We start from the raw sequence: 23359 nt of genomic DNA, 5'->3' as shown, positions 1-23359 counted from the left end.
GATGCGAATTATTGTTTACGGCAGTTTACGACGCAAACAGGGAAATAGTCATTGGATGACCAATGCGCAATGGCTAGGGGATTGTCAGCTCGCAGGTTTCGAGCTGTACGATCTCGGCCATTATCCGGCAGTAGTACCTGGTGATGGCGAAATCCATTGTGAGGTTTATCGCATTAGTTCGTCGATATTGACGGAACTGGATGCCTTAAAGCGGGACGGTCACGAATACCAACGTGAGCTGATTTCCACCCCTCTGGGCAGTGCCTGGATCTATTTGTACAAACACTCTGTTGCAGGATTGACGCGTATAGCCAGCGGTGACTGGCTAAAGCGTAACGAAGAAGATGAGGCTTGAGGTCGAATAGCCAATCAAGTCAGGGGCATAAATAAAAACACCGCGCAAGGCGGTGTTTTTGATCGTGCGATATCTTGAGCCGTAAGGGGCTTAATGCATATCGCGTGGCGCTTATTTGTTTTTCGCGCGCTCGAAGGAAGCAACGATCTCGGCTTTTGCCGCGTCAGCGTTATCCCAACCTTCCACTTTCACCCACTTGCCTTTTTCCAGATCTTTGTAGTGCTCAAAGAAGTGGCCGATCTGTGCACGCAGCAGCTCAGGCAGGTCGTTAACGTCTTTAATGTGATCGTATTCTTTCGTCAGTTTGCTGTGCGGAACGGCAACCAGCTTGGCATCTTCGCCTGCTTCGTCAGTCATTTTCAGCACGCCAACAGGACGGCAACGGATCACGGAGCCTGGCTGTAGTGGATACGGGGTTGGCACCAGAACGTCAACCGGGTCGCCATCCAGAGACAGCGTGTGGTTGATGTAGCCGTAGTTGCATGGGTAGAACATCGCTGTAGACATGAAACGGTCTACAAACAGCGCACCGGTATCTTTATCAATTTCATATTTGATCGGATCGGCGTTCGCGGGAATTTCAATCACTACATAGATATCTTCCGGCAGATCTTTACCCGCCGGGACATTGTTCAGACTCATGTCGGTTTCCTTCTCTTAAACCTGAAATAGCGTGGCCGTCATTATAGCCAAAAAGCGTTTAATGTCCCTGATTTTTAGTGTGCGTGAGGGGGAGTGCGCTCGCGTTGGTCGTTTAAGTAAAAATACTTTCGTTACTAAAGTTTCTTTAAAGAAAGCAGGCTTGCTACCGATAGGAACATGATCAAGATCACGTTATGTGGAGCATTTCTCCGCATTTATTTATCATTTGTAATTCCAGGGAAACAACGATGTTAAGAAATATCACAATCAAGACGAGCTTGATTGCTTTGTTAGGCACGATGGTCCTGCTGTTATTGCTGGTCTGCGGAATTGGCATCACCTCAATCAATCAGGGAGTCACGTCGCTGACGACAATCGACAAGATTCAGGGGAAAGAAGTCACGGCGCTGGCGGGGAGTTATACCGCCTCGCTGCGTGCAAGAACGGGCGCGGCGTTGGCCGCTCGTCAGATGGAAAGCGGGTTGACCGATCTCGCAAATGCATCGGTCGCGCGAGCGGAAGCCTACACGGCGCTCTCCCAAAAAGAAATGGCGCGTTTTCTTTCTTACGGCACCGTAACGGAGCGCGGCGCCAGAATGGCGGCTGAGGTGAAAAGTAGCTACGAGCAGTACATGAGCCTTGGCGTTCAGCCGATGGTCGATGCGTTGAAACGCGGCGATGTTGCAGCCTATTACGTGCTGTTGCAAGACGTACTGCCGCCGCTCAGCGTTAAGATGGATAAGGTGGCGAACGAATTCCGCGACTTCGGCCTGGAAGTGGGAGAAACTATGCTGACAGACGCCGAGAACTTTGCGTTTGAGCGCCTGACGATCATTGGTGTTGCCTGTGTCGTCGTTCTGCTGCTGGTATTGGCTGCCTGGATTGCGCTGAAGCGTTCTATCCTTTCTCCGCTTGAAGAAACGGTCGCCCAATTGGAATTTATTGCCCGTGGCGATTTGACCCAGCGCATCGCCGAGGGTGGGAATAATGAAATAGGCCGCCTGATTCAGGCGATGCAGGTAATGCAGTCTTCACTGGCAACCGCCGTTGGGCGCGTTCGCGATGCCGGTATGCAAATTGATGTCGGCACGCGTGAACTGTCTTCTGGCAATACCCATCTGGCTGCGCGCACGGAAGAGTCTGCTTCATCGCTGGAAGAAACCGCCGCCAGTATGGAGCAGTTGACTGCCACGGTAGCGCTGAATGCGGAGAGTGCGGAACAAGCGCATACGCTGGCGCAAAATGTGTCGGATATCGCTAATAAGGGCAGCGAGACCGTCGGCAGCATGATTGAGAAAATGCAGATGATTTCCAGCAGTTCGGAGCGTATTGCCGATATTCTGGCGGTGATTGACGGTATTGCGTTCCAGACCAATATTCTGGCGCTGAACGCAGCGGTTGAAGCCGCACGTGCGGGTGAGCAGGGGCGTGGGTTTGCCGTGGTCGCGGGAGAAGTCCGCAATCTGGCGCAGCGCAGTGCCCAGTCGGCTAAAGAGATTAAAATGCTGATGGAAGAATCGCAGAGCCGTGTCAGTGAAGGCACCGCGATGGCAAAAATGGCGGGCGAAACGATGAATGACGTTTCTGGCGCCGTGGCACGCGTCACGTCCCTGATGCGTGAGATCTCAACGGCAACGCGTGAGCAGAGCAATGGGATTGGGCAGGTGAATCTGGCGGTGTCGCAGATGGATGAGGTCGCCCAGCAAAATGCGTCTCTGGTCGAAGAATCCGCCGCGGCCACGCGCTCGTTAGAAGATCAGGCGCGTCTGCTGGCAGAAAGCATGGCGCAGTTTAAAGTGCAGTCGCAGGAGCTTGCCGCTATCGGCCGATTCTAATTCCCCCTTCATACTTCAAGCTGCATGTGCGTTGGCGATACTCGGCCCATCTTGAGCCTCGCCCTGAAGGGCCGCCGCAAGCGGCGTTCAAATCGGCTAAGCCGATTTGTCCTCGCTCACCCCAGTCACTTACTTGTGTAAGCTCCTGGGGATTCACTGCGTCGCCGCGTTACAAGGCCATGCGGCCTTGTCCTAAAGGACCAACGCAGAGCGTTGTTCAAAACGCTCACGTTTTGTCACGCAACTCGAATTATTTAGGGGGATCTTTCATAAAAAAATTCCCGTGAAAACGGGAATTTTTTTGCCTTATGCTTCGGGGGGCGTTTGTTCGTCTTCTGGCTGTTTCTTCTTACGCAGCTTGTTCCAGATTTTATTTTCCTGTCCGCGCCATAGGCGCTGGATATTGTCGTGGTGACGCATCAGGATCAGACAAGAGAGCATCGCGACGGGAAAAGTAAACTGTGGCTTGAACCACCAAACATAAAACGGTGCGATGAGCGCACTGACGATGGCGCCGAGTGAGGAATAACCGCTCAGCAGGACGGTGAGTAGCCAGGTGCCAGTCATCAGTCCCGTCAGATCCCAGCCGATTGGTGCGATGGCACCAAAAGCCGTCGCCACACCTTTGCCGCCGCGAAAGTGGAAAAAGACCGGATAGATATGGCCGAGACAGGCAGCGATGGCGGTTAACCCAAGATAGAGCGGGGGAACGCCCAGTGCGTAAGCGGCCCAGACTGGCAGCATGCCTTTCAGGACATCAAAAACTAATACGGTTGCAGCGGCAGCCTTGCCGCCAATACGCAATACGTTAGTGGCTCCGGGGTTCCCGGAACCATGCTGACGCGGGTCAGGTAGCCCAGCAATTCTGCAAAACAAAATCGCACTGGAAATAGAGCCACACAGATACGCGATTAACATCATACCAAGCGCGGTAACACTCATAACGCCATTCCGTTTAATAAGGGTCGTTTTACTCTTCTCATCTGTGGATAATACGCACATTCCGTCGGAAGTGGTATCCGACAGCGACAAAAACAGAGAATGGCGTGATGGATATCGTATTTATTGAAGAACTTACTGTAATCACCACCATCGGTGTTTACGATTGGGAACAGACTATCCAGCAGAAACTGGTGTTCGATATCGAAATGGGCTGGGACAACCGTCAGGCCGCCGCCAGTGACGATGTGAATGACTGCCTGAGCTATGCTGATGTCAGCGATGCGGTGATTGCCCATGTGGCAAATCAGCGCTTTGCTCTGGTAGAGCGTGTCGCTGAAGAAGTCGCACACATGCTGATGCAGCGCTTCTCTATTCCCTGGCTGCGGATCAAGCTCAGCAAGCCGGGGGCGGTGGCGCAGGCGCGTCAGGTTGGGGTCATTATTGAACGTGGCGCACGATAAATCTTATTTAACAGAAAAATACTGATTTACGTGCAACTAAATCGTAACCCAAATAGTCTATACCCCAGTTATAGCGGCTCGCGAAAGTACGCGGCCGCTTTTTTATGGGCTGAATTTTCGTTTTATTAAAGGCAAGGATTTTTAGATGACTGACCTGCATTCATTGCTAATCGCATTTATTCTTGGCGTGGTCGAAGGACTGACCGAGTTTTTGCCCGTATCGTCTACGGGGCATATGATTATTGTTGGTCACTGGTTAGGGTTTGTTGATGAGAAAGCCAAGACGTTTGAAGTGATTATTCAGCTTGGCTCGATTCTGGCCGTTGTCGTGATGTTCTGGCGCCGTCTCTTTGGTTTGATTGGTATTCACTTCGGTGAAGTCCCGCATGAGGGGCATACGGCGGGTCGTCTGAAATTGACGCACATCTTGCTGGCTATGATTCCCGCTGTGGTGCTTGGGCTGATTTTCCATGACGTGATCAAATCGTTGTTTTACCCACAGAACGTGATGTATGCGCTGGTTATCGGTGGTTTTCTGCTGTTAGCGGCGGAATGGCTTAAGCCTAAAAAGCCGCGCGCCGTCGGGCTGGATGACATCACGCATCGTCAGGCATTTATGATTGGCTGTTTTCAATGTCTGGCGCTGTGGCCCGGTTTTTCACGTTCGGGGGCGACCATTTCCGGCGGGATGCTGGTGGGCGTCAGCCGCTATGCGGCTTCCGAATTCTCTTTTATTCTGGCGGTTCCCATGATGATGGGCGCGACCGTTCTGGATCTGTATAAAAGCTGGCATTTCCTGTCGCTGTCCGATGTACCGATGTTTGCCGTTGGTTTTGTGACGGCGTTTATCGTGGCGCTGATTGCGATTAAAACCTTCCTGAAAGTCATCAAACGCATCTCGTTTGTCCCGTTTGCGATTTACCGTTTTATCGTCGCGGGCGTCGTTTACATGGTGTTTATGTAAGACCGATCGTGTCGGTAGTCGTTAGATAGACCGTGAGAGAGAAGAGGCCACGCATTAGCGTGGCCTCTTTGTTTCAGGATGGGGCTGAGGCATCCGGCTGCTGGGCTTTCCAGTCTGCCAATGCCTGAGTGCGGCGACGTGTTAGCTCATTGCGCACGTCAATGCCTTTAAAACCGTCAGCGACGACGGCCGTACTGCTGACCTGACTGGCAACGCGGAAGGCTTCACGCAGATAGTCGCCTTGTGGATAAGGCGTATCTTCAAAACCCGCCCGCCCTCTGGCATCGGCTTCGCTAGTGAGCCCTAACTGCTCCAGACGCTGTGGTTTGCGCCAGACATCAATGGCATCAAATAACTTCAGCAGCGTTTTGGGTTGTAGCACCTGCACGGTATGAATCAGGTCATGATATTCCGCAACCAGTTTCGCTAAATCGCGAATTGGGTTAGGCACGCGCAGGCGCTGACACAGTGCTTCAACCAGTTTGACACCCGCCGGGCCATGGCCGTGATGCCGTGGCCACAGTTCGGGAGGCGTCAACCCTTTCCCTAAATCGTGGCACAGCGTGGCAAAGCGTACGTCAATCTCAGGGCTGAGGCGTGCGGCCATCGCCACCGTCATCATGGTATGAATGCCGGTATCGATTTCCGGGTGCCACTTGGCAGGGGCGGGCACACCGTACAGATTATCGATCTCTGGAAACAGTACGGCCAGCGCGCCGCAGTCACGCAGCACCTGAAAATAGACATCGGGCGATGACGTGCCAAGCGCTTTTTCCGTCTCTTTCCAGACCCGCTCTGGCGTTAGGTAAGCCAGTTCGCCCTCATACGCCATTTTTTGCATCAGCGCCATGGTTTCTTCTGCAATCTGGAAGCCGAGATGAGCAAAACGCGCGGCAAAACGGGCAACGCGCAGCACTCGTAACGGATCTTCGCTGAACGCGTCGGATACGTGGCGCAGTACGCGATTCTCAAGATCGCGACGACCATGATAAGGGTCGATGAGATCGCCATGCTCAGTGCGGGCAATGGCATTGATGGTCAAATCGCGGCGAAGCAAATCCTGCTCTAGCGTGACATCAGGCGCGGCATGGCAGACAAAACCGGTATAGCCTTTGTCGGATTTTCGCTCGGTACGTGCGAGTGCGTATTCATCGCGGCTAACGGGGTGTAAGAAAACGGGGAAATCCTTTCCAACCTGCTGGTAACCCTGCTCTAGCAGATTCTCCGGCGTCGCGCCGACCACCACCCAATCTTTCTCGGTGACGGGTAAACCCAGCAGGCTGTCCCGAACAGCGCCGCCGACAAGGTAAATCTTCAACGTCGGGCTCCTGAATCAATAACCAATACTTCACCACATACTACCATCTTTGCGCCGCCGCGTAGGCTGCAAAGAAAAATGCCTGCAAGAAGCAGTAATACTGTTCACTTAAGCGTGGATTTAGGGGGAAACACGGTGATGAGGTTCCCGCAGGGATACCTCGCACGGTGGTAGCCCCCGGTATCTCGATTCTTAAACGATCGGCATTATGCAAGAAGCAGGCACTTATTTCGATTAGTTCATCCAGCGGTCATTTTTCTTTTTGCGCGGGATGATGTGTGGCAACAGCAGACCCAGCAGCAGGCCGATGCCCGCCACGCCGCCGCCGTACATAAACCACTGTAAAATGATGGTGCGTTGCTTATCATCAAGCTGGACATTCGCCGCGCTGACTTTCTTTTGCGCCACGATAAGCTGATTTTTCAGATCCTGATTTTCCTGACGTAATCCGTTGATAACACTATCGCTGCCCGCGACTTTCTGCTGCATATCTGCGGTGCGCTGGTTCCAGGTCTGATCGATATTATTCAGTTTGTCCGTCAGGTCTTTGACCTGATTCTCCAGTTCGGGCACCCGCGTGCGCAGGCTCGGCGTATTGCTCAACTGGTCGAGCGGGATCCAGGTAGTGCGGTTTTTGTCATCACGAATCTGTGCATAGCCCGCGTTTTCATTAACGCTGAGTAGCGTGACCTCTGCACCCGCATTCAGTGTGCCGACGATACGATATTGATTGCCCGGGCCACTGTGGACATACGTCAATAACTCATCGGAAATATAGCGTTTTTCTTCCGCCTGTGTGGTCCAACTCAGCGTGAGAGAAAATAAAGTAAAACAGAGTAAGCCTAATTTCTGCATAAGATCATCATGTTGCGTTAATGGTGGTCTGATAGTAGAGGCTTAAGTCTGACGAGGCAACGTATAAACCGAAATGAGAACAGTCTTAGAACCTAGCCATTAGGGCTATTTCACATCAATCACACCTGCTGGAACAGGTTCTTAGACGGTGTTTAAGCGCGGAAAATAGCGTACTGGTGACAGGTTTGCATAAGAAATGCGCGCTTGTTCGCAGGTGAAAAAGAGTGTGTACGGTAAGGGTAGTAAGGCGAAGTAAAATGTTATTTACTGACAGGATAATGAACGCGGTTTTGGTGTTGTGAATGCTATGAGTGAAGAAATTGAACTGAAGTTTATTGTTCATCCAGACAGCGTTGAATCGCTGTTGACGCAACTGGCTGAATGGGAAAGTGATTATAGCCAGTATGAGCACATGCGTGCTCAGCGTCTGAGCAATACTTATTATGAGACGGCGGACAACTATCTGCGACGCAACGGCATCGGTCTGCGTATTCGTGGCGAGAATGAACGCTATGAAATGACGGCGAAGACAGCCGGTAAGGTCATTGGCGGGCTGCATCAACATCCTGAATATAACGTTGAACTGGATAAAGCTGAGCTGGATCTCAGCCTGTTTCCAGCGGAAGTCTGGCCGGAAGAGTGCGATGTTGAGGCGTTGCAGTCATCGCTCAACCCGCTGTTTAGCACGGAGTTTACGCGTGAAAAGTGGGTGTTTACTTACTATCAAAGCGTGATTGAAGTGGCGTTAGATCGTGGTGAAATTCGTGCCGGGGATCTGAGTGAACCGCTGTGTGAATTGGAGATGGAACTTAAGATTGGTCAGACTACCCACCTGCTGGAACTGGCAAAGGAAATCGCAGAGTTTGGTGGTATGCGGCAGGGCAGCCTCAGTAAGGCCGCGCGCGGATACCATCTGGCAAAAGGTAACCCGGTTCGCGAGTATCTTCCTCTCAATAGATTAGTTGTCGATCCAAAAACCACTATCGATCAGGCTATCCGTGCGGCGCTGGAACTGGGGTTGAGCCACTGGCAATACCACGAAGAACTGTGGGTCAGAGGGAACCCTTCTGCCCGCGAAGCGCTGCCTGAAGCCAGCGCGTTGATGCGCGAAATGTTGGTACTGGTAGGCGGCGTCGTGCTACGCAAAGTCACCACGCTTTTTCGCTCGGCTCTCGCTACTTTGGAGTCCCGGTTACAAAGCGCCAGTGGCGCAGACGTCTGTTACAGCACTGACTACCTGCAAAGTAAGTTGGTACTGACTTCTTGGCTGGTCGAGTCTGGCTGGCGGGACCATATGGATAATAAAGATCGCATTAAGCTACAGGGATCGTTCAAACGCTTTGCTGACATTATGCTAAGCCGTAGCACTGCCGAGCTGAAAAGCGCTTTTGCTTCTAAATTGACGGAAACGCAGTACGAACAGCAAATCCCTCGTCTGCAACGTAGTCTCTGCGCTTTTCTTCTCTTGTCCGGTGCGTATCCGGCGGAACAGGTGGAAGCCTACATAGAACACTGGCGGACCTTACTCCAGGAAATTGAGAGACTTGCTGCCGGGAAGGCGCCTTCCGTGTATCTGGAAGCCTACCGTAAAGAGGCGCTGGCCTTGTCTCCGTTCTGGCTACATAGCGGCGGACAGTCACAGTAACCGTTAACTGCCGCTTGTCAGTGAAGATAGGCGGCGCATCAAGGGAACCCCCATGCCGATACTTCCTTTGCCTGCTTTACCTGTGCTTCTGACGGAACAATCTCAGCGTGCGCTCTCGCGTTTGCGGGAAGCCGCACCTGATGAACCGATAACGGACAGCGACACTGCTGTTTTGGCATTGAGCGATTTTGTCAACGATGCGCTTTCGCTACATCCTGACTGGTGGCAAGGAATTCATCAGCAACCGCCGCAGCCTGAAGAGTGGCAGCATTACGCCGACTGGTTAAGTCGCGCCCTGGCCGATGTTAACGATGAAAATGCGTTAATGGCGGCATTGCGTCGGTTTCGCCGCCATATGCTGACGCGAATTGCGTGGTCGCAGGCGCTGCAAACCAGTACCACGGAACACACGCTGCGTCAGTTGAGCGAACTGGCCGAGGTGGTGATTGTGGCGGCAAGAAGCTGGCTATATCAGGCCTGTTGCCGTGAATGGGGGACGCCGTGCAATGCGCAGGGCGTGGCGCAGCCTCTGCTGATTCTGGGTATGGGGAAACTAGGCGGGGGAGAGCTGAATTTCTCTTCAGATATCGATCTGATCTTCGTCTATCCCGAAAATGGTCATACACAAGGCGGACGGCGCGAACTGGATAACGCACAGTTCTTCACGCGTCTGGGGCAGCGGCTCATTAAGGTGCTGGATCAGCCTACCGTCGATGGTTTTGTTTACCGCGTGGATATGCGGCTACGCCCTTTTGGCGACAGCGGACCGTTGGTGCTCAGCTTTGCGGCCATGGAGGATTATTATCAGGAGCAAGGCCGCGACTGGGAACGCTATGCGATGGTCAAAGCGCGCCTGATGGGCGGAATGGACGATGCTTACAGTCAGGAACTGCGCAGTACGCTGAAGCCCTTCGTCTTCCGTCGCTATATTGATTTCAGCGTGATCCAGTCGCTGCGAAATATGAAGAGCATGATTGCCCGCGAGGTTCGTCGTCGGGATCTGCGCAACAACATCAAACTGGGTGCCGGCGGGATTCGTGAAATCGAATTTATTACGCAGGTTTTCCAACTGATTCGCGGCGGCCGTGAGCCGGGATTGCAGGGGCGTTCGCTGCTGCCGACGCTCCAGCATGTGGGAGCGCTGGGACTATTAACGCCGCAACAGGTGCTTGCTCTCAGTAACGCTTACCTGTTTCTGCGCCGTCTGGAGAACCTGTTGCAGGCCATTGCCGATGAGCAGACCCAAACCCTGCCGGGTGATGAACTGAACCAGCAGAGGCTAGCGTGGGGAATGGGGTGCGACAGCTGGGCCACACTGCAATCCATGCTGTCGCAGCATATGCAGGCGGTGCGCCACGTATTTGATGATCTGATTGGCGATGATGCGCCAGACAATAATGATATCCCCGAACATAGCAGCTATAGCAGTCTGTGGCAGGATACGTTGGATGACGGTGAACTGGCCCCGTTGACGCCACATCTTACGGAAACCGTGCGTGAGAAGCTGATGAAGACGATTGTGGCGTTCCGCAACGATGTGGCGAAACGCACAATCGGGCCGCGCGGTCGGGACGTGCTGGATCAGCTTATGCCGTGCTTACTGGCGGAGGTCTGCGCCCGTCAGGAGGCGGATACGGTGCTGTCTCGATTAACGCCGCTGCTGCTGGGGATCGTTACCCGTACCACTTATCTCGAACTGTTGTTGGAATCCCGTGCTGCGCTCGGTCAGTTGATTCGCCTGTGTGCGGCTTCGCCGATGGTGGCCAGCCAACTGGCGCGCTACCCCCTTCTGCTGGATGAATTACTCGATGCGTCCACACTGTATCAGCCGACGGCACCGGGCGCGTATGCCGATGAGCTACGCCAGTATTTGATGCGTGTCCCTGAAGATGATGAAGAACAGCAGTTGGAAGCGGTTCGCCAGTTCAAGCAGTCGCAGCAGTTGCGTATTGCCGCAGGTGATATCGGCGGCGTCCTGCCGGTGATGAAAGTGAGCGATCACTTAACGTACCTGGCAGAAGCGATTATTGCGGCAGTGGTTCAGCAGGCGTGGGGACAGATGGTGGCGCGCTACGGTCAGCCGTCCCATTTACAGCATCGTGAAGGTCGTGGGTTTGCCGTGATTGCCTATGGCAAGCTCGGCGGCTGGGAACTGGGGTATAGCTCCGATCTCGATCTGGTGTTCTTGCTGGATTGTCCATCAGACGTGATGACGGATGGCGAACGCAGTATTGATGGTCGCCAGTTCTACCTGCGTCTCGCACAGCGTGTGATGCACCTGTTTAGCACCCGGACGTCATCAGGCATTTTGTATGAAGTGGATGCTCGTCTGCGGCCATCGGGCGCGGCGGGCATGCTGGTGAGTACAGTAGAAGCATTTGATGAGTATCAGCGTAATGAAGCGTGGACGTGGGAGCATCAGGCTTTGGTGCGTGCGCGCATGGTGTACGGCGAAAGCGGCGTGCAGCAGACCTTTGAGTCTATTCGCCGCGGTATTCTGTGCGCAGAGCGTGATGCGAATACCCTGCGGACTGAAGTGCGCGAAATGCGGGAAAAAATGCGTCAGCATCTGGCGAACAAAGATAAAGCGCTCTTTGATATCAAAACGGATGCGGGCGGCATTACGGATATTGAATTTATTGCCCAGTATCTGGTACTGCGTTATGCCGCTCAGGAACCGCGTTTGACCCGCTGGTCAGACAACGTGCGCATTCTGGAACTGATGGCGCAGTATGGCGTGATGGAAGAGAGCGAAGCCAATGCGCTCAAGCTGGCCTACGTCACCATGCGCAATGAGTTACACCATCTGGCCTTGCAGGAACTGTCCGGGCGGGTCAGTAAGGATCGGTTTGTGGCGGAAAGAGAGCAGGTGCTGGTGAGTTGGAATAAGTGGCTGGTAGGAGAGTAAGTTCCCTCCGTCTATCTAGACAACGGGTTATGTGATAAATGCCGCGTCCGGTGACGCGGCGGTGACGTGTAATTATCGTGCCTATGATATTATTACGCGCATTATGCGAAATAAGCCTGGAGTAGAGGATGAAAGTGACGCTGCCTGATTTCCGTCAAGCGGGTGTGTTAGTGGTGGGTGATGTCATGCTGGATCGTTACTGGTACGGGCCGACCAGCCGAATTTCACCAGAGGCACCCGTACCTGTGGTCAAGGTGGATACGATCGAAGAGCGTCCCGGTGGCGCGGCGAACGTCGCGATGAATATCGCAGCGCTGGGCGCGGGGTCGCGGCTGGTGGGGTTAACGGGTATTGATGATGCTGCACGCGCACTGAATGCCAAGCTTGGTGAAGTGAATGTGAAGTGCGACTTTGTCTCGGTTCCTACACATCCGACGATTACCAAATTGCGTGTGCTGTCGCGTAATCAGCAGTTGATTCGGCTGGATTTTGAGGAAGGCTTTGAAGGCATTGATCCTCAGCCGATCATTGAGCGTATTCAACTGGCACTGCCAAAAATTGGCGCACTGGTGCTGTCTGACTATGCAAAAGGCGCATTAGCGCATGTGCAAACCATGATTCAGACGGCAAAAGACGCTGGTGTTCCGGTGCTGATCGACCCGAAAGGCACGGATTTTTCCCGCTACCGTGGCGCGACATTGCTGACGCCGAACCTGTCTGAGTTTGAAGCAGTCGCAGGGCGTTGCAAAACGGAAGAAGAGCTGGTTGAGCGTGGTATGCAACTGGTTGCCGATTATGATCTGTCCGCGTTGCTGATTACCCGTTCTGAGCAAGGGATGACGCTGCTACAGCCGGGCAAAGCACCGCTGCATTTGCCAACGCAGGCGCAGGAAGTGTATGACGTGACTGGTGCAGGCGATACCGTCATTGGCGTGCTGGCTGCTGCGCTGGCGGCAGGTAATCCACTGGAAGAAGCCTGTTTTCTGGCGAATGCCGCCGCAGGCGTCGTCGTTGGCAAGCTGGGTACGTCAACGGTTACCCCGATTGAGCTGGAAAATGCGATCCGTGGCCGTGCCGACACCGGGTTTGGCGTGATGACAGAAGAACAGCTGAAACAGGCGGTTGAACTGGCGCGCCAGCGGGGCGAGAAGATTGTGATGACCAACGGTTGCTTCGATATTCTGCATGCTGGGCATGTGTCTTATCTGGCAAATGCTCGCAAACTAGGCGACCGGTTAATTGTTGCAGTCAACAGCGATGCCTCAACCAAACGCCTGAAGGGGCCGACTCGCCCCGTCAACCCACTGCCGCAGCGGATGATCGTGCTGGGTGCGTTGGAAGCCGTTGATTGGGTTGTGCCGTTTGAAGAAGATACGCCGCAGCGCCTGATTGCCAGCATTCTGCCGGACATTCTGGTGAAAGGCGGAGATTACCAGCCACATGAAATCGCCGGTAGTGAAGAAGTCTGGGCCAACGGCGGTGAAGTGAAAGTCCTGAACTTTGAGGACGGCTGCTCGACGACGAACATCATCAACACGATTAAAGCTAACACGTCTCAATCTTAAAAAATAAAACTGACGGCGTTCGCACTGTTCCGATGCTGTTCAGACCGCAAGCTAATGATTCTCGCTCTGACACATCACGGGCGAGAATCATAACAATCATAACGCCGACAGGGCGACACGTCAGATAAAACAGGTATGAAACCAGTGAAGAAAGAACCAGCCGAAGTGAATGTGGTCGCACTGCGGGTAGCGGAGTTGCGCCGGGTCTTACGCCATCACGAATACAAATATCACGTTGAAGATGCGCCCGAAATTCCTGATGTTGAATATGACAAACTCATGCAGGAACTGAAAGCGTTAGAGGCGGATCACCCCGAGCTGGTAACCAGCGATTCTCCCACGCAGCGAGTGGGGGCAGCGCCGCTGGCGGCATTTGAACAGGTTCGCCATGAAGTGCCGATGTTATCGCTGGATAACGTATTTGATGAAGAGAGCTATCTGGCCTTCAGCAAGCGAATTGGCGACAGGCTGAAAAACGGTGACGATCTGACATTTTGCTGTGAGCTAAAGCTGGATGGTTTAGCGGTCAGCCTGCTGTATGAAGACGGCGTTCTGGTGCAGGCAGCCACGCGCGGGGATGGCACGACAGGGGAAAATATCACCAGTAACATTCGTACCGTGGCGGCGATTCCGTTGCGCCTTGACGGTGACAATATTCCGCGCCGTGTCGAAGTGCGCGGTGAAGTGTTTATGAAACACCGCGGTTTTGAAAAGCTGAACGAAGAAGCCCGCCGAACGGGAAGTAAAGTCTTTGCCAACCCGCGTAATGCTGCTGCCGGATCGCTACGCCAGCTCGACCCACGTATTACGGCTAAACGTCCGCTGACCTTCTTCTGCTATGGCGTCGGCCTGCTGGAAGGCGGCGAATTGCCTGCCAGCCACTGGGAACGGCTGATGCAGTTCAAAGCGTGGGGATTGCCGGTGAGTGACAACATCAAGCTCTGTACCGGTCCAGCCGAGGTGCTCGATTTTTATCGTCAGGTCGAACAAACCCGTAGTTCGCTAGGCTTTGATATCGACGGCGTCGTTGTCAAAGTTGACTCTCTGGAACTGCAAGAGCGGCTAGGGTTCGTTGCCCGCGCGCCTCGCTGGGCAGTAGCCTTTAAATTCCCGGCGCAGGAACAGCTGACCTGGGTACGTGATGTGGAGTTTCAGGTTGGGCGTACAGGGGCGATTACGCCAGTCGCGCGTCTGGAACCGGTCGCCGTGGCTGGGGTCATCGTCAGCAATGCCACACTGCACAATGCGGATGAAATTGAGCGGCTAGGTTTGCAGATTGGCGATCGCGTGATTGTGCGTCGAGCGGGGGATGTGATCCCACAGATCGTCGGCATCGTGGAATCTGAACGGCCAGAAACGGTACAACCGATCGTTTTCCCTGCGGCCTGTCCCGTGTGTGGATCTGATGTGGAACGCGTAGAAGGGGAGGCCGTTACGCGCTGTACCGGTGGGTTGATCTGTGGCGCCCAGCGCAAAGAGGCGCTGAAGCATTTTGTTTCTCGCCGTGCGTTGGATGTGGAAGGCATGGGCGATAAGATCATCGATCAGTTAGTGGAAAAAGAGTACGTCAAGACGCCAGCCGATCTGTTTCGCCTAAGCGCAGGGATCATGACGGGTCTGGATCGCATGGGGCCGAAGTCTGCGATGAATCTGGTCAATGCGTTGGAAAAGGCGAAAAGCACGACGCTGGCGCGCTTCCTGTATGCATTGGGGATTCGTGACGTTGGCGAATCAACCGCTGCCAACCTGGCTGCCCATTTTGGTTCTCTGGAAGCACTTTTTGCTGCCGATGAAGAAGCACTGCTGGCGGTGCCGGATGTCGGTAAAGTCGTTGCCGCACATGTACGCCATTTCCTTGAGGAAGAGCATAACCAAACCGTTATTCGTGAACTGACCGATCCTGCGGGCATCAACATTCACTGGCCTGAGGTTCTGGTCGTTAAAGTCGAAGAGATCGACAGCCCATTTGCGGGGAAAACGGTGGTATTGACCGGATCGTTGAGCATTTTGTCCCGTGACGAAGCCAAAGATCGGCTAACGGCGTTAGGAGCAAAGGTAAGTGGCAGCGTCTCGAAGAAAACCGATATGGTGATCGCGGGTGAAGCCGCAGGATCTAAGCTGGCAAAAGCGCAGGAGTTAGGGATCCCGGTGATCGACGAGGCGGAAATGATTCGACTATTGGGGGAGTAAGCGGTGGAAAAAGAAGACCTGATAGACATTGCCAGGATGCAGATGCCCTTTGGTAAATACAAAGGGCGAGTGCTGATTGATTTGCCTGAAGAGTACCTGCTGTGGTTCTCCCGCAAGGATGAATTTCCTAACGGTCGTTTAGGGGAACTGATGCAAATGACGCTGGCAATCAAGATAGAGGGTCTGCAAGGGTTGGTAACACCGCTAAAGCGACCCCAATCCTGACTGTCCATTTTCTGCGGTAACGTCTGACGAAAAAAAGGTCGCTTCAATCAAGCGACCTTTTACGTTTATCGACTACCCATCCCTAATGCAGACTAGACGTAGATATTAATCTGGTTGTCTGCTGTCGGGCGATTAACGCCTTCTTCTTTAGCATATTGAGCCGAAGCAGAGGAAGAGGTGTCAGACTGCTGTTCTGATTTTTCACTCTGCAAGCGGGCAATTTGTGCCTGTAACGCCTGGATCTGTGCTTGAATGGCCTGCTGTTGCTGTTCGATCAGTTTACGTTCATCATCGCTTTCTGCGCTGGAAGCTGACTCGGTCAATTTACTCACCTGTTTGGTAAGCGCCTGAACCTGCTTGGTTAGCTGCGCAATCTGCTGCTCTGAGGTGTTGCTGCTTTTACTGCTGCTTGCTGTTGTTGTCGTTACGCTGATACTGCTGATGGTGTTTGACATTTTCCCTCCTGAAAATGAAAAGATGCCGATATACCCGAATTATTTGGGGTACAAGCCGTTATATCGGCAATTTAAGCACTTTCTCGAAGGGGATATTGTTGGCAATGAAACATGAAATACTCACTTTCCTGATAGCTCATGTAACAAAATGTATCAATCAGGAAAGGGAGAGAAATAAAGAAGGGAATGCGTCAGATATTCCGGTCAGACGTAGATATCAATACCGCCTTTTTTGTCTTTATTTTCAGTTTGTTGTGATGTCGTTTTTGACGCAGCCTCGGCCGCTTTCTTTTCTGCTTCTTCTTTTTGGATACGGGCAATTTCGGCATAGAGCGCCTGAATTTGCGCCTGGATCATCTGCTGCTGCTGCTTGATGAGTTTACGCTTGGCTTCGCTTTGCGCTTTTTCGGCCGACGTGCCCAATTGAAGAGAGAATGTCCGTTAACTGCCGTACACGTTAATTGCGCTGTTCAGTCGCCTGGCCTGAAGGTTTAACCCTTCCGCGGCTTCTGTAGAGTGCGTAACCATATCGGTATTGCGCTGTGTCATTTGTTCTATCTGCGCAATGGAGGTATTGATCAGGCCCAATGCCGAGGTTTGCTCATGTGTTGCGTTGCTGATCTCTTTGATCATGGTGGAGACCTGCAAGACTTCATCAACGATGTCGCTAATATGTTTGCCCGCGTTTTCGACCATTGTGCTGCCCTGTTTCACACTTTCAACGTTAGCGTCGATGAGCGCTTTAATCTCTTTGGCCGCAGAGGCGGAATGCTGTGCTAAATTGCGAACTTCGGCGGCCACCACGGCAAACCCTCGTCCCTGTACGCCAGCACGTGCCGCTTCAACCGCCGCATTCAGCGCAAGGATGTTAGTCTGGAAGGCAATACTGTCTATCACGCCAATGATATCAACGATCTTATCGCTGGCGCTGGAAATGGAATCCATCATACCGATGGTTTCCTTCATGATATTGCCACCTTTAAGTGCGGTACTACTGGCGGTTTCTGCCATGGTGGTGGCCTGTGCCGCGGTTTCTGCACTTTGCTGCACGGCAACGGTAATTTCTTCAATGGCGGCAGCGGTTTGTTGCAGATTTGCCGATGTTTCTTCTGTCCGCGTATTCAGGTCGATATTGTTTTCCGCCAGCTTATGGCTGACGTTGGTAATACCGTTTACCTGGGTGCTGACGTCATCAACCAGCGAGTGTAAATTCAGGCCAAACTGGTTAACGGAACGCAGCAGCAAGCCGATTTCGTCTACCCGATTCAGATGGATATGCTTTACTTTACGGCCTGATACCACATGCTGAGCCTGTTTCAGTATCGTCCTGATTGGTTGTGCAATTTGCTTTTGCAGAAACTGATCCATGATGACAATGAGTGACAGCGCGAGCGCCAGCAGCCACAGTGGATTCATGCCGCTGAAAGCAAGCAGCGTGGGAATGAGTCCCGCCGTCAGTACCGTGATGCGTAAGCGCCAGCGGACTGACAATTTCTGCAGCAGCGACAGCGGCGCAAAGAGTCCGGTGCGAACCACCAGCCCTTTGTAAAACTTACGGCTACCCGCCTGTTTTTTCTGCACGGCGCTATACAGCGCTTCGGCAGATTTGATCTCCTCGGCGCTGGGCGTGTTACGTACCGAGATATAGCCCGCGAGATGCTCCTGCTGGTAGACCGGCGTAACGTTGGCGCGAACCCAATAGTGGTCGCCGTTATTGCGACGGTTTTTAACTAATCCTGTCCAGCTATCGCCTTGTTTTAACGTAAACCACATGTCGGCATAGGCTTCAACGGGCATGTCTGGATGACGCACAATATTGTGTGGCTGGTTGATGAGCTGCTCTTCAGAAAAACCGCTAACCTTAATGAAGGCAGAGTTGGCATAAGTAATGTGGCTGTGAATATTTGTCGTGGACATCAATATGGTGTCCATGTCTAACAGATACTCCTGCTGTGTAACAGGTGTATTCACTCTCATGAGAAACCCCGGCGTACGTATCCCGCTCAGTTCCCAGGTTCAGCCATACTGACCGCTTTTCTCGTTTCAGTTGTTCTGATTATTACAGAGGCTGATACGCTGTGTCGCTGCCGCGTGGTACATCCCGTGAAATCTGTCAGGCATATTGCTGTGTAAATATTCAAGTTATTCAAATGGGTATACTGAAATTTTTTGGGCGCTCACTCATTTATATAAAATAATGCTAAGCATTATTTATGAGCGGGCTATTGACCCTATATTGTGCGTGATGGAGTTTTTGTAACTGTATCCGCCATACTTCAAGTTGCATGTGCGTTGGCTGCGTTACTCGGTCCACTTACGTGGACCTCGCCCCGCTGGGGCCGCTGCAAGCAGCGTTCAAATCTGCCTCTGGCAGATTTGTCAGTCACCCGAATCACTTACCTGAGTAAGCTCATCGGGATGAAATGAGAGACATCCTGTCTCTCACCGAAGGCCAGCCGTTGGCTGGTCAAATTCGTTCCCGACGAATTTGTCCTTCGCTTGCCGCGTTACAAGGCTTATAAATAAGCCTTGCCCTAAATAGCTTTGCATAATAGCGCTACACTCGCTGAAGACGGCATCCCGTCAGCACTGGCCTCGCACGATGAGAAGTGAAGCATCAATGTGCGAAGTTATTTAGCGAGCCAACGCTTTGCGTTGTTCAAACGTTAACGTTTGTCCTGAAACTCGAATTATTTAGGATATATATTTTTGTAACAAATATTTCATCAGTGTTAGCACGCTTTTTCAGCACGCGTAAATTTATGATGAGGAGGATTACCTGTCAATTGATTCATTTTATTGGCAATAAATAATCGGTAAAAAAATGATTAAAAATAAGCGTAGGGATAAATAGGGATTATTCTTAAAGAAGTTTTTTAATCAATCAAGTTGACGCTAAGAAGAATCATTTGTTAAGTTTTTTTTATTTTTTCTTTGCGTTAATGAAATTAAATGTTGCCTTGCTGAGGTTTATTCTTTTAATTACCGCTTTTCTTTCATTTTTATTGATGCTGAATTTATTGTAGATCAAATAATGCCATCCGCAGGCCAGATAATGGATCTGGCCTGCAGAGAACGATAATCAGGTTACCGGTGCCGGATTGAAAACGGCTAGGGCGTTATGCAGCCCCCATTGATCGGACCAGGTTTTTTTCTTGCCGCTGGCGATGTCTAGAATTAAGTGAAAAAGCTGCCAGCCCACGTCTTCGATTGTGGCTTCTCCGGTAGCAATCGTACCAGCATCAATATCCATCAGATCGTGCCAGCGGTTTGCCAATGCAGTGCGGGTTGCCATTTTGATGACGGGCACCGCGGGCAGGCCATAGGGCGTACCGCGGCCGGTAGTGAAGACCTGCACGGTGATACCGGAAGCAAGCTGCTGCGTGCCACACACGAAGTCACTGGCGGGCGTTGCGGCGTAAATCAGCCCACGTTTGGTTGGGCGTTGACCGGGTGACAGAACTTCGACAATAGCGCTGGTGCCAGATTTGGCGATGGAACCGAGCGCTTTTTCCACCACGTTCGCCAGACCTCCTTTTTTATTGCCTGGTGAGGGGTTGGCGCTACGATCGGTCTGGCCGCTGTCGAGGTAATTATCGTACCAGGCCATTTCTTCCAGCAGACGTTTACCGACTTCTTCATTGATGGCACGCGGCGTTAACAGATGAATGGCGTCGCGGACTTCAGTCACTTCGGAGAACATAACGGTTGCGCCGCAGCGAACCAGCAGATCGGATGCAAAACCGACGGCTGGGTTAGCGGTGACGCCAGAGAAAGCATCGCTGCCGCCACACTGCATGCCGACAACCAATTCTGAGGCCGGACAGGTTTCACGCTGACGTTTGTTTAGCCGTTGCAGGTGTTTGTCTGCCATCGTCAGGATGTCATCCACTATCGAGCGGAAACCCACGTGGTGTTCATCCTGCAAACGGACAATACTACTGTCATCAAGCGAGATAGCCTGTACGTCTGATGTCCCTTCGAGCAGGCGCTCCGGCTGTAATTTTTCACAACCCAGGCCGACAACCAGAATTTCACCGCCAAAATTCGGGTTTAGCGCCAGGTTGTGAATGGTGCGAATAGGAACGACCGCCGCAGGCGCATTGATTGCCACGCCACAGCCGTAGAGGTGGTTGAGTGCCACCACGCCATCCACATTGGGATAGTTAGGCAGTAAATCGCGCTCGATAATTTTGACGACGTAGTCCACCACGCCGGCGACGCAGTGCACACTGGTGCTAATGCCCAGCAGATTTTTCGTGCCTACGCTGCCATCGGCATTGCGGTAGCCCTCAAAGGTGTAGCCTTCCAGCGAAGGAAGAGAGGGGGGGACTTTCGTCGCCAGTGGCAGGGTGTCCAGCGCGGGAGCCTGAGGCAGCTCGACTAAAGATTCATCAATCCAGCTTCCTTTAGGAATATCGCGTAGCGCATACCCGATAATTTCTCCATAGCGGATAATTGCGCCTGATTTGGCGATATCAACAAGGGCAACTTTGTGGCCCTGCGGAACATGTTCAATTAATTCCAGATTATCATTAAAACGGGTTCCGACACGTAAGCCATTATTATTAACAACAATGGCAACATTATCAGAATCGTGGACCTTAATATAAAGTGGCTGCTCTTGTGCAGCATTACTTTCTGATTTATCTGACATGATGCAAGCCTTTATTATTGGTTTGGCAGAAACGCCGTGGTAGTGATTACCACGCTATTACTTCATTGCTCGCTAACGAGTATACGTGAGGTTCTCTTCTCGTACATTATGCAATTGACCTAAGTCCGGGCTTTTTGTTCCTGATTTATCAGGCGAAGACCCAGTTTTTGGTGAGTTTGATCACATTCTGCTGGCGTGTGGTTTTTACGGAGGAAATGAAAATAATGTGTAGGAATGTAAAAAGAGAATAGCGGCATTTTTCGTGAAATACCTCGCACTATATAGGGCAAGTGCACCAACATATTCAAAAGGACATTTTTAATGTTGGGCTTTTATCTAGTGAGCGGTCAGTAGGTAAAAATTATAATGATCTGGCGAGTTGAAGATGTCAGCTAATTACTCTGAAGCTATATAGCCTGGCTATTCGCAAAAAAAAATTAAAAATGGGAATTTAACTATACCCTAAATAATTCGAGTTTCAGGTAGGCGGCAAGAGAAGGACAAATTCGTCGGGAACGAATTTGACCAGCCAACGGCTGGCCTTCGGTGAGAGACAGGATGTCTCTCATTTCATCCCGATGAACTTACTTAGGTAAGTGATTCGGGTGACTGACAAATCTGCCAGAGGCAGATTTGAACGCTGCTTGCAGCGGCCCCAGCGGGGCGAGGTCCACGTAAGTGGACCGAGTAACGCAGCCAACACACATGTAACTTGAAGTATGACGGGGATATCCACTGATCTTCATTCTGATAACCCTACACGTTATCTGTTATTCGGAATGAATGAGCGAACCGCGATTGAAGCAGGAGTTCATCATGAATACAGTAAGCTCAGCAGCTGGCGCGATACAAAAGAGAACAAACGCCCGCTACTGGATTGTCGTGATGTTGTTTATCGTCACGTCATTTAACTATGGCGACCGCGCCACTATCTCGATAGCGGGCTCTGCCATGTCAAAAGATATTGGCCTGGATGCCGTCGGTATGGGGTATATCTTCTCCGCGTTTTCCTGGGCTTATGTTATCGGCCAAATCCCTGGTGGTTGGCTACTTGATCGCTTTGGTTCAAAACGTGTCTACTTCTGGAGTATTTTTACCTGGTCACTCTTCACGTTGCTGCAAGGGTTCGTCGATCTCTTTCCTACCACGGCATCTATTGTCATTGCACTGTTCTTATTGCGCTTTATGGTGGGGATTTGTGAATCGCCTTCTTTCCCTGGCAACAGCCGTATCGTTGCAGCCTGGTTCCCGGCGCAGGAGCGTGGTACTGCGGTAGCGATCTTTAACTCCGCACAATATTTTGCGACGGTAATTTTTGCTCCTATCATGGGGTGGCTGGTGCACGCTGTTGGTTGGTCGCACGTATTCTGGTTCATGGGCGGATTGGGGATCATCCTCAGTTTCATCTGGTTGAAAGTCATCCACGATCCCAAAGATCATCCTGGGGTTAATCAGGCTGAATTGGACTATATCGAAGCGGGTGGCGCGTTGATTAATATGGACGTGGCATCGAATAAAGCGAAAGTTCCATCAGCAGAGAAATGGTTCCAAATTAAGCAACTGCTGACTTCTCGTATGATGATCGGTATTTATCTGGGCCAATACTGTATTAACGCACTGACTTACTTCTTTATCACCTGGTTTCCTGTGTATCTGGTTCAGGCTAGGGGTATGTCAATTCTGAAAGCAGGCTTTGTCGCTTCTGTCCCTGCAATCTGCGGTTTTGTGGGGGGAGTCTTGGGAGGCGTGATTTCCGATTATTTAATGCGCCGAACTAACTCTCTGACCTTTGCGCGTAAAACGCCGATTGTTCTTGGTATGTTGCTCTCTATGTCGATGGTTATTTGTAACTATGTCTCGACAGAGTGGGTGGTGATTGCTGTAATGGCGTTAGCGTTCTTCGGTAAAGGTATTGGTGCGCTGGGCTGGGCGGTCATGGCGGATACTGCGCCAAAAGAGATCAGTGGCCTGAGTGGTGGCTTGTTTAACATGTTTGGCAATATCTCTGGCATCGTAACCCCGATTGCTATCGGGTATATCGTAGGGATGACTGGCTCTTTTAATGGCGGCTTAGTTTATGTCGGTATTCATGCTGCCTTTGCTATCATCAGCTATCTGTTTATTGTGCAAAATATTAAACGTATCGAATTGAAGCCGTTTGTTAAATAACGCATCCGAATTCGGGCAGTAACATAAAACACCGCGCTATCAGGATGGTAGCGCGGTGTTTTGCTATTATACTTTTTCCCATTTTTCTTATGAAAAATAGGGCGTTTTTCATTCCTGAAATCTGACCGCTGTACCATGTATTTTGTGGGCTGTAAGGCGGAAATTCGCTTTCC

18 protein-coding genes are annotated in these 23359 nt (G+C 51.8%); 10 read left to right on the top strand and 8 right to left on the bottom strand.

Features of this window, described 5'->3' with window-relative positions; translation table 11 throughout:
* Nucleotide 1: 1 nt before the first annotated feature.
* Nucleotides 2–355, top strand: a complete 354-nt coding sequence (locus NAL19_RS17145) for a gamma-glutamylcyclotransferase (RefSeq protein WP_225085647.1) — start codon at nt 2–4, stop codon at nt 353–355.
* A gap of 111 nt (nt 356–466) precedes the next feature.
* Here NAL19_RS17145 and ppa read toward each other — a convergent pair whose 3' ends face one another.
* Nucleotides 467–997, bottom strand: coding sequence for an inorganic diphosphatase (gene ppa, locus NAL19_RS17140; protein WP_263057972.1), 531 nt, complete (start codon nt 995–997; stop codon nt 467–469).
* Between the two features lie 248 nt (nt 998–1245).
* Here ppa and NAL19_RS17135 point away from each other — a divergent pair, with 248 nt between their 5' ends.
* The gene (locus tag NAL19_RS17135) at nt 1246–2832 is read left to right on the top strand and encodes a methyl-accepting chemotaxis protein (protein WP_263057971.1); all 1587 of its coding nucleotides are present in this window, start codon (nt 1246–1248) and stop codon (nt 2830–2832) included.
* Between the two features lie 306 nt (nt 2833–3138).
* On the opposite strand, the gene plsY is transcribed toward NAL19_RS17135, so the two are convergent.
* Nucleotides 3139–3774 carry a glycerol-3-phosphate 1-O-acyltransferase PlsY gene (gene plsY, locus NAL19_RS17130; protein ID WP_263057970.1) on the bottom strand — a complete coding sequence of 212 codons (636 nt, stop codon included), beginning with the start codon at nt 3772–3774 and terminating at the stop codon, nt 3139–3141.
* 107 nt (nt 3775–3881) lie between these two features.
* Here plsY and folB point away from each other — a divergent pair, with 107 nt between their 5' ends.
* Together folB and bacA are read left to right on the top strand one after the other, a co-directional pair.
* Nucleotides 3882–4235, top strand: coding sequence for a bifunctional dihydroneopterin aldolase/7,8-dihydroneopterin epimerase (gene folB, locus NAL19_RS17125; RefSeq protein WP_039293439.1), 354 nt, complete (start codon nt 3882–3884; stop codon nt 4233–4235).
* Nucleotides 4236–4380: 145 nt separating this feature from the next.
* Nucleotides 4381–5199 carry an undecaprenyl-diphosphate phosphatase gene (gene bacA, locus NAL19_RS17120; RefSeq protein WP_225085644.1) on the top strand — a complete coding sequence of 273 codons (819 nt, stop codon included), beginning with the start codon at nt 4381–4383 and terminating at the stop codon, nt 5197–5199.
* Nucleotides 5200–5272: 73 nt separating this feature from the next.
* On the opposite strand, the gene NAL19_RS17115 is transcribed toward bacA, so the two are convergent.
* Both NAL19_RS17115 and NAL19_RS17110 read right to left on the bottom strand, forming a co-directional pair.
* On the bottom strand, nt 5273–6517 hold the full coding sequence (locus NAL19_RS17115) for a multifunctional CCA addition/repair protein (RefSeq protein WP_263057969.1): 1245 nt from the start codon (nt 6515–6517) through the stop codon (nt 5273–5275).
* A gap of 234 nt (nt 6518–6751) precedes the next feature.
* Nucleotides 6752–7372: a TIGR04211 family SH3 domain-containing protein gene (locus NAL19_RS17110; protein ID WP_225085642.1), complete on the bottom strand. Its 621-nt coding sequence runs from the start codon at nt 7370–7372 to the stop codon at nt 6752–6754.
* 307 nt (nt 7373–7679) lie between these two features.
* Between NAL19_RS17110 and NAL19_RS17105 the strand changes: the two genes are divergently transcribed.
* The 5 genes from NAL19_RS17105 to NAL19_RS17085 all read left to right on the top strand — a co-directional run bounded on the left by NAL19_RS17105 (nt 7680) and on the right by NAL19_RS17085 (nt 15905).
* On the top strand, nt 7680–9017 hold the full coding sequence (locus NAL19_RS17105) for an inorganic triphosphatase (RefSeq protein WP_263057968.1): 1338 nt from the start codon (nt 7680–7682) through the stop codon (nt 9015–9017).
* 52 nt (nt 9018–9069) lie between these two features.
* Complete coding sequence (gene glnE / locus NAL19_RS17100) at nt 9070–11925, top strand: bifunctional [glutamate--ammonia ligase]-adenylyl-L-tyrosine phosphorylase/[glutamate--ammonia-ligase] adenylyltransferase (RefSeq protein ID WP_263057967.1); 2856 nt, start codon at nt 9070–9072, stop codon at nt 11923–11925.
* Nucleotides 11926–12053: 128 nt separating this feature from the next.
* On the top strand, nt 12054–13490 hold the full coding sequence (gene hldE, locus NAL19_RS17095) for a bifunctional D-glycero-beta-D-manno-heptose-7-phosphate kinase/D-glycero-beta-D-manno-heptose 1-phosphate adenylyltransferase HldE (protein WP_263057966.1): 1437 nt from the start codon (nt 12054–12056) through the stop codon (nt 13488–13490).
* A gap of 135 nt (nt 13491–13625) precedes the next feature.
* Complete coding sequence (gene ligA, locus NAL19_RS17090; protein ID WP_263057965.1) at nt 13626–15680, top strand: NAD-dependent DNA ligase LigA; 2055 nt, start codon at nt 13626–13628, stop codon at nt 15678–15680.
* A 3-nt stretch (nt 15681–15683) separates the two neighbouring features.
* On the top strand, nt 15684–15905 hold the full coding sequence (locus NAL19_RS17085) for a DUF3820 family protein (protein WP_225085637.1): 222 nt from the start codon (nt 15684–15686) through the stop codon (nt 15903–15905).
* A gap of 92 nt (nt 15906–15997) precedes the next feature.
* Here NAL19_RS17085 and NAL19_RS17080 read toward each other — a convergent pair whose 3' ends face one another.
* The 4 genes from NAL19_RS17080 to garD form a co-directional block, all read right to left on the bottom strand.
* Nucleotides 15998–16360, bottom strand: a complete 363-nt coding sequence (locus NAL19_RS17080) for a FlxA-like family protein (protein WP_225085636.1) — start codon at nt 16358–16360, stop codon at nt 15998–16000.
* A gap of 204 nt (nt 16361–16564) precedes the next feature.
* A complete protein-coding gene (locus tag NAL19_RS17075) occupies nt 16565–16783 on the bottom strand; it encodes a FlxA-like family protein (protein WP_263057964.1) in 219 nt (72 codons plus the stop codon).
* Between the two features lie 18 nt (nt 16784–16801).
* Entirely contained in the window at nt 16802–18337 is a 1536-nt protein-coding gene (locus tag NAL19_RS17070) for a methyl-accepting chemotaxis protein (RefSeq protein WP_263057963.1), read from the bottom strand.
* A gap of 1105 nt (nt 18338–19442) precedes the next feature.
* Entirely contained in the window at nt 19443–21017 is a 1575-nt protein-coding gene (gene garD, locus NAL19_RS17065) for a galactarate dehydratase (protein WP_263057962.1), read from the bottom strand.
* Nucleotides 21018–21833: 816 nt separating this feature from the next.
* Here garD and NAL19_RS17060 point away from each other — a divergent pair.
* Nucleotides 21834–23186, top strand: a complete 1353-nt coding sequence (locus NAL19_RS17060; protein WP_225085632.1) for an MFS transporter — start codon at nt 21834–21836, stop codon at nt 23184–23186.
* Nucleotides 23187–23359: the final 173 nt, after the last annotated feature.

Origin of the sequence: Pectobacterium sp. F1-1 (genome assembly GCF_025643735.1) — a bacterium.
GTDB lineage: Bacteria > Pseudomonadota > Gammaproteobacteria > Enterobacterales > Enterobacteriaceae > Pectobacterium > Pectobacterium colocasium.
The sequence above is the reverse complement of the archived record's forward strand: the minus strand, read 5'-3'. Positions and strand labels throughout refer to the sequence as shown.

What these genes read in the sequence shown, in the direction of transcription:
- glnE (WP_263057967.1), top strand. Translation starts at nt 9,070, where the DNA reads ATGCCGATACTTCCTTTGCCTGCTTTACCTGTGCTTCTGACGGAACAA.
- NAL19_RS17070 (WP_263057963.1), bottom strand. Translation starts at nt 18,337, where the DNA reads ATGAGAGTGAATACACCTGTTACACAGCAGGAGTATCTGTTAGACATG.
- NAL19_RS17080 (WP_225085636.1), bottom strand. Translation starts at nt 16,360, where the DNA reads ATGTCAAACACCATCAGCAGTATCAGCGTAACGACAACAACAGCAAGC.
- NAL19_RS17135 (WP_263057971.1), top strand. Translation starts at nt 1,246, where the DNA reads ATGTTAAGAAATATCACAATCAAGACGAGCTTGATTGCTTTGTTAGGC.
- NAL19_RS17105 (WP_263057968.1), top strand. Translation starts at nt 7,680, where the DNA reads ATGAGTGAAGAAATTGAACTGAAGTTTATTGTTCATCCAGACAGCGTT.
- NAL19_RS17145 (WP_225085647.1), top strand. Translation starts at nt 2, where the DNA reads ATGCGAATTATTGTTTACGGCAGTTTACGACGCAAACAGGGAAATAGT.
- garD (WP_263057962.1), bottom strand. Translation starts at nt 21,017, where the DNA reads ATGTCAGATAAATCAGAAAGTAATGCTGCACAAGAGCAGCCACTTTAT.
- ppa (WP_263057972.1), bottom strand. Translation starts at nt 997, where the DNA reads ATGAGTCTGAACAATGTCCCGGCGGGTAAAGATCTGCCGGAAGATATC.
- ligA (WP_263057965.1), top strand. Translation starts at nt 13,626, where the DNA reads ATGAAACCAGTGAAGAAAGAACCAGCCGAAGTGAATGTGGTCGCACTG.
- bacA (WP_225085644.1), top strand. Translation starts at nt 4,381, where the DNA reads ATGACTGACCTGCATTCATTGCTAATCGCATTTATTCTTGGCGTGGTC.
- hldE (WP_263057966.1), top strand. Translation starts at nt 12,054, where the DNA reads ATGAAAGTGACGCTGCCTGATTTCCGTCAAGCGGGTGTGTTAGTGGTG.
- NAL19_RS17060 (WP_225085632.1), top strand. Translation starts at nt 21,834, where the DNA reads ATGAATACAGTAAGCTCAGCAGCTGGCGCGATACAAAAGAGAACAAAC.
- folB (WP_039293439.1), top strand. Translation starts at nt 3,882, where the DNA reads ATGGATATCGTATTTATTGAAGAACTTACTGTAATCACCACCATCGGT.
- plsY (WP_263057970.1), bottom strand. Translation starts at nt 3,774, where the DNA reads ATGAGTGTTACCGCGCTTGGTATGATGTTAATCGCGTATCTGTGTGGC.
- NAL19_RS17110 (WP_225085642.1), bottom strand. Translation starts at nt 7,372, where the DNA reads ATGCAGAAATTAGGCTTACTCTGTTTTACTTTATTTTCTCTCACGCTG.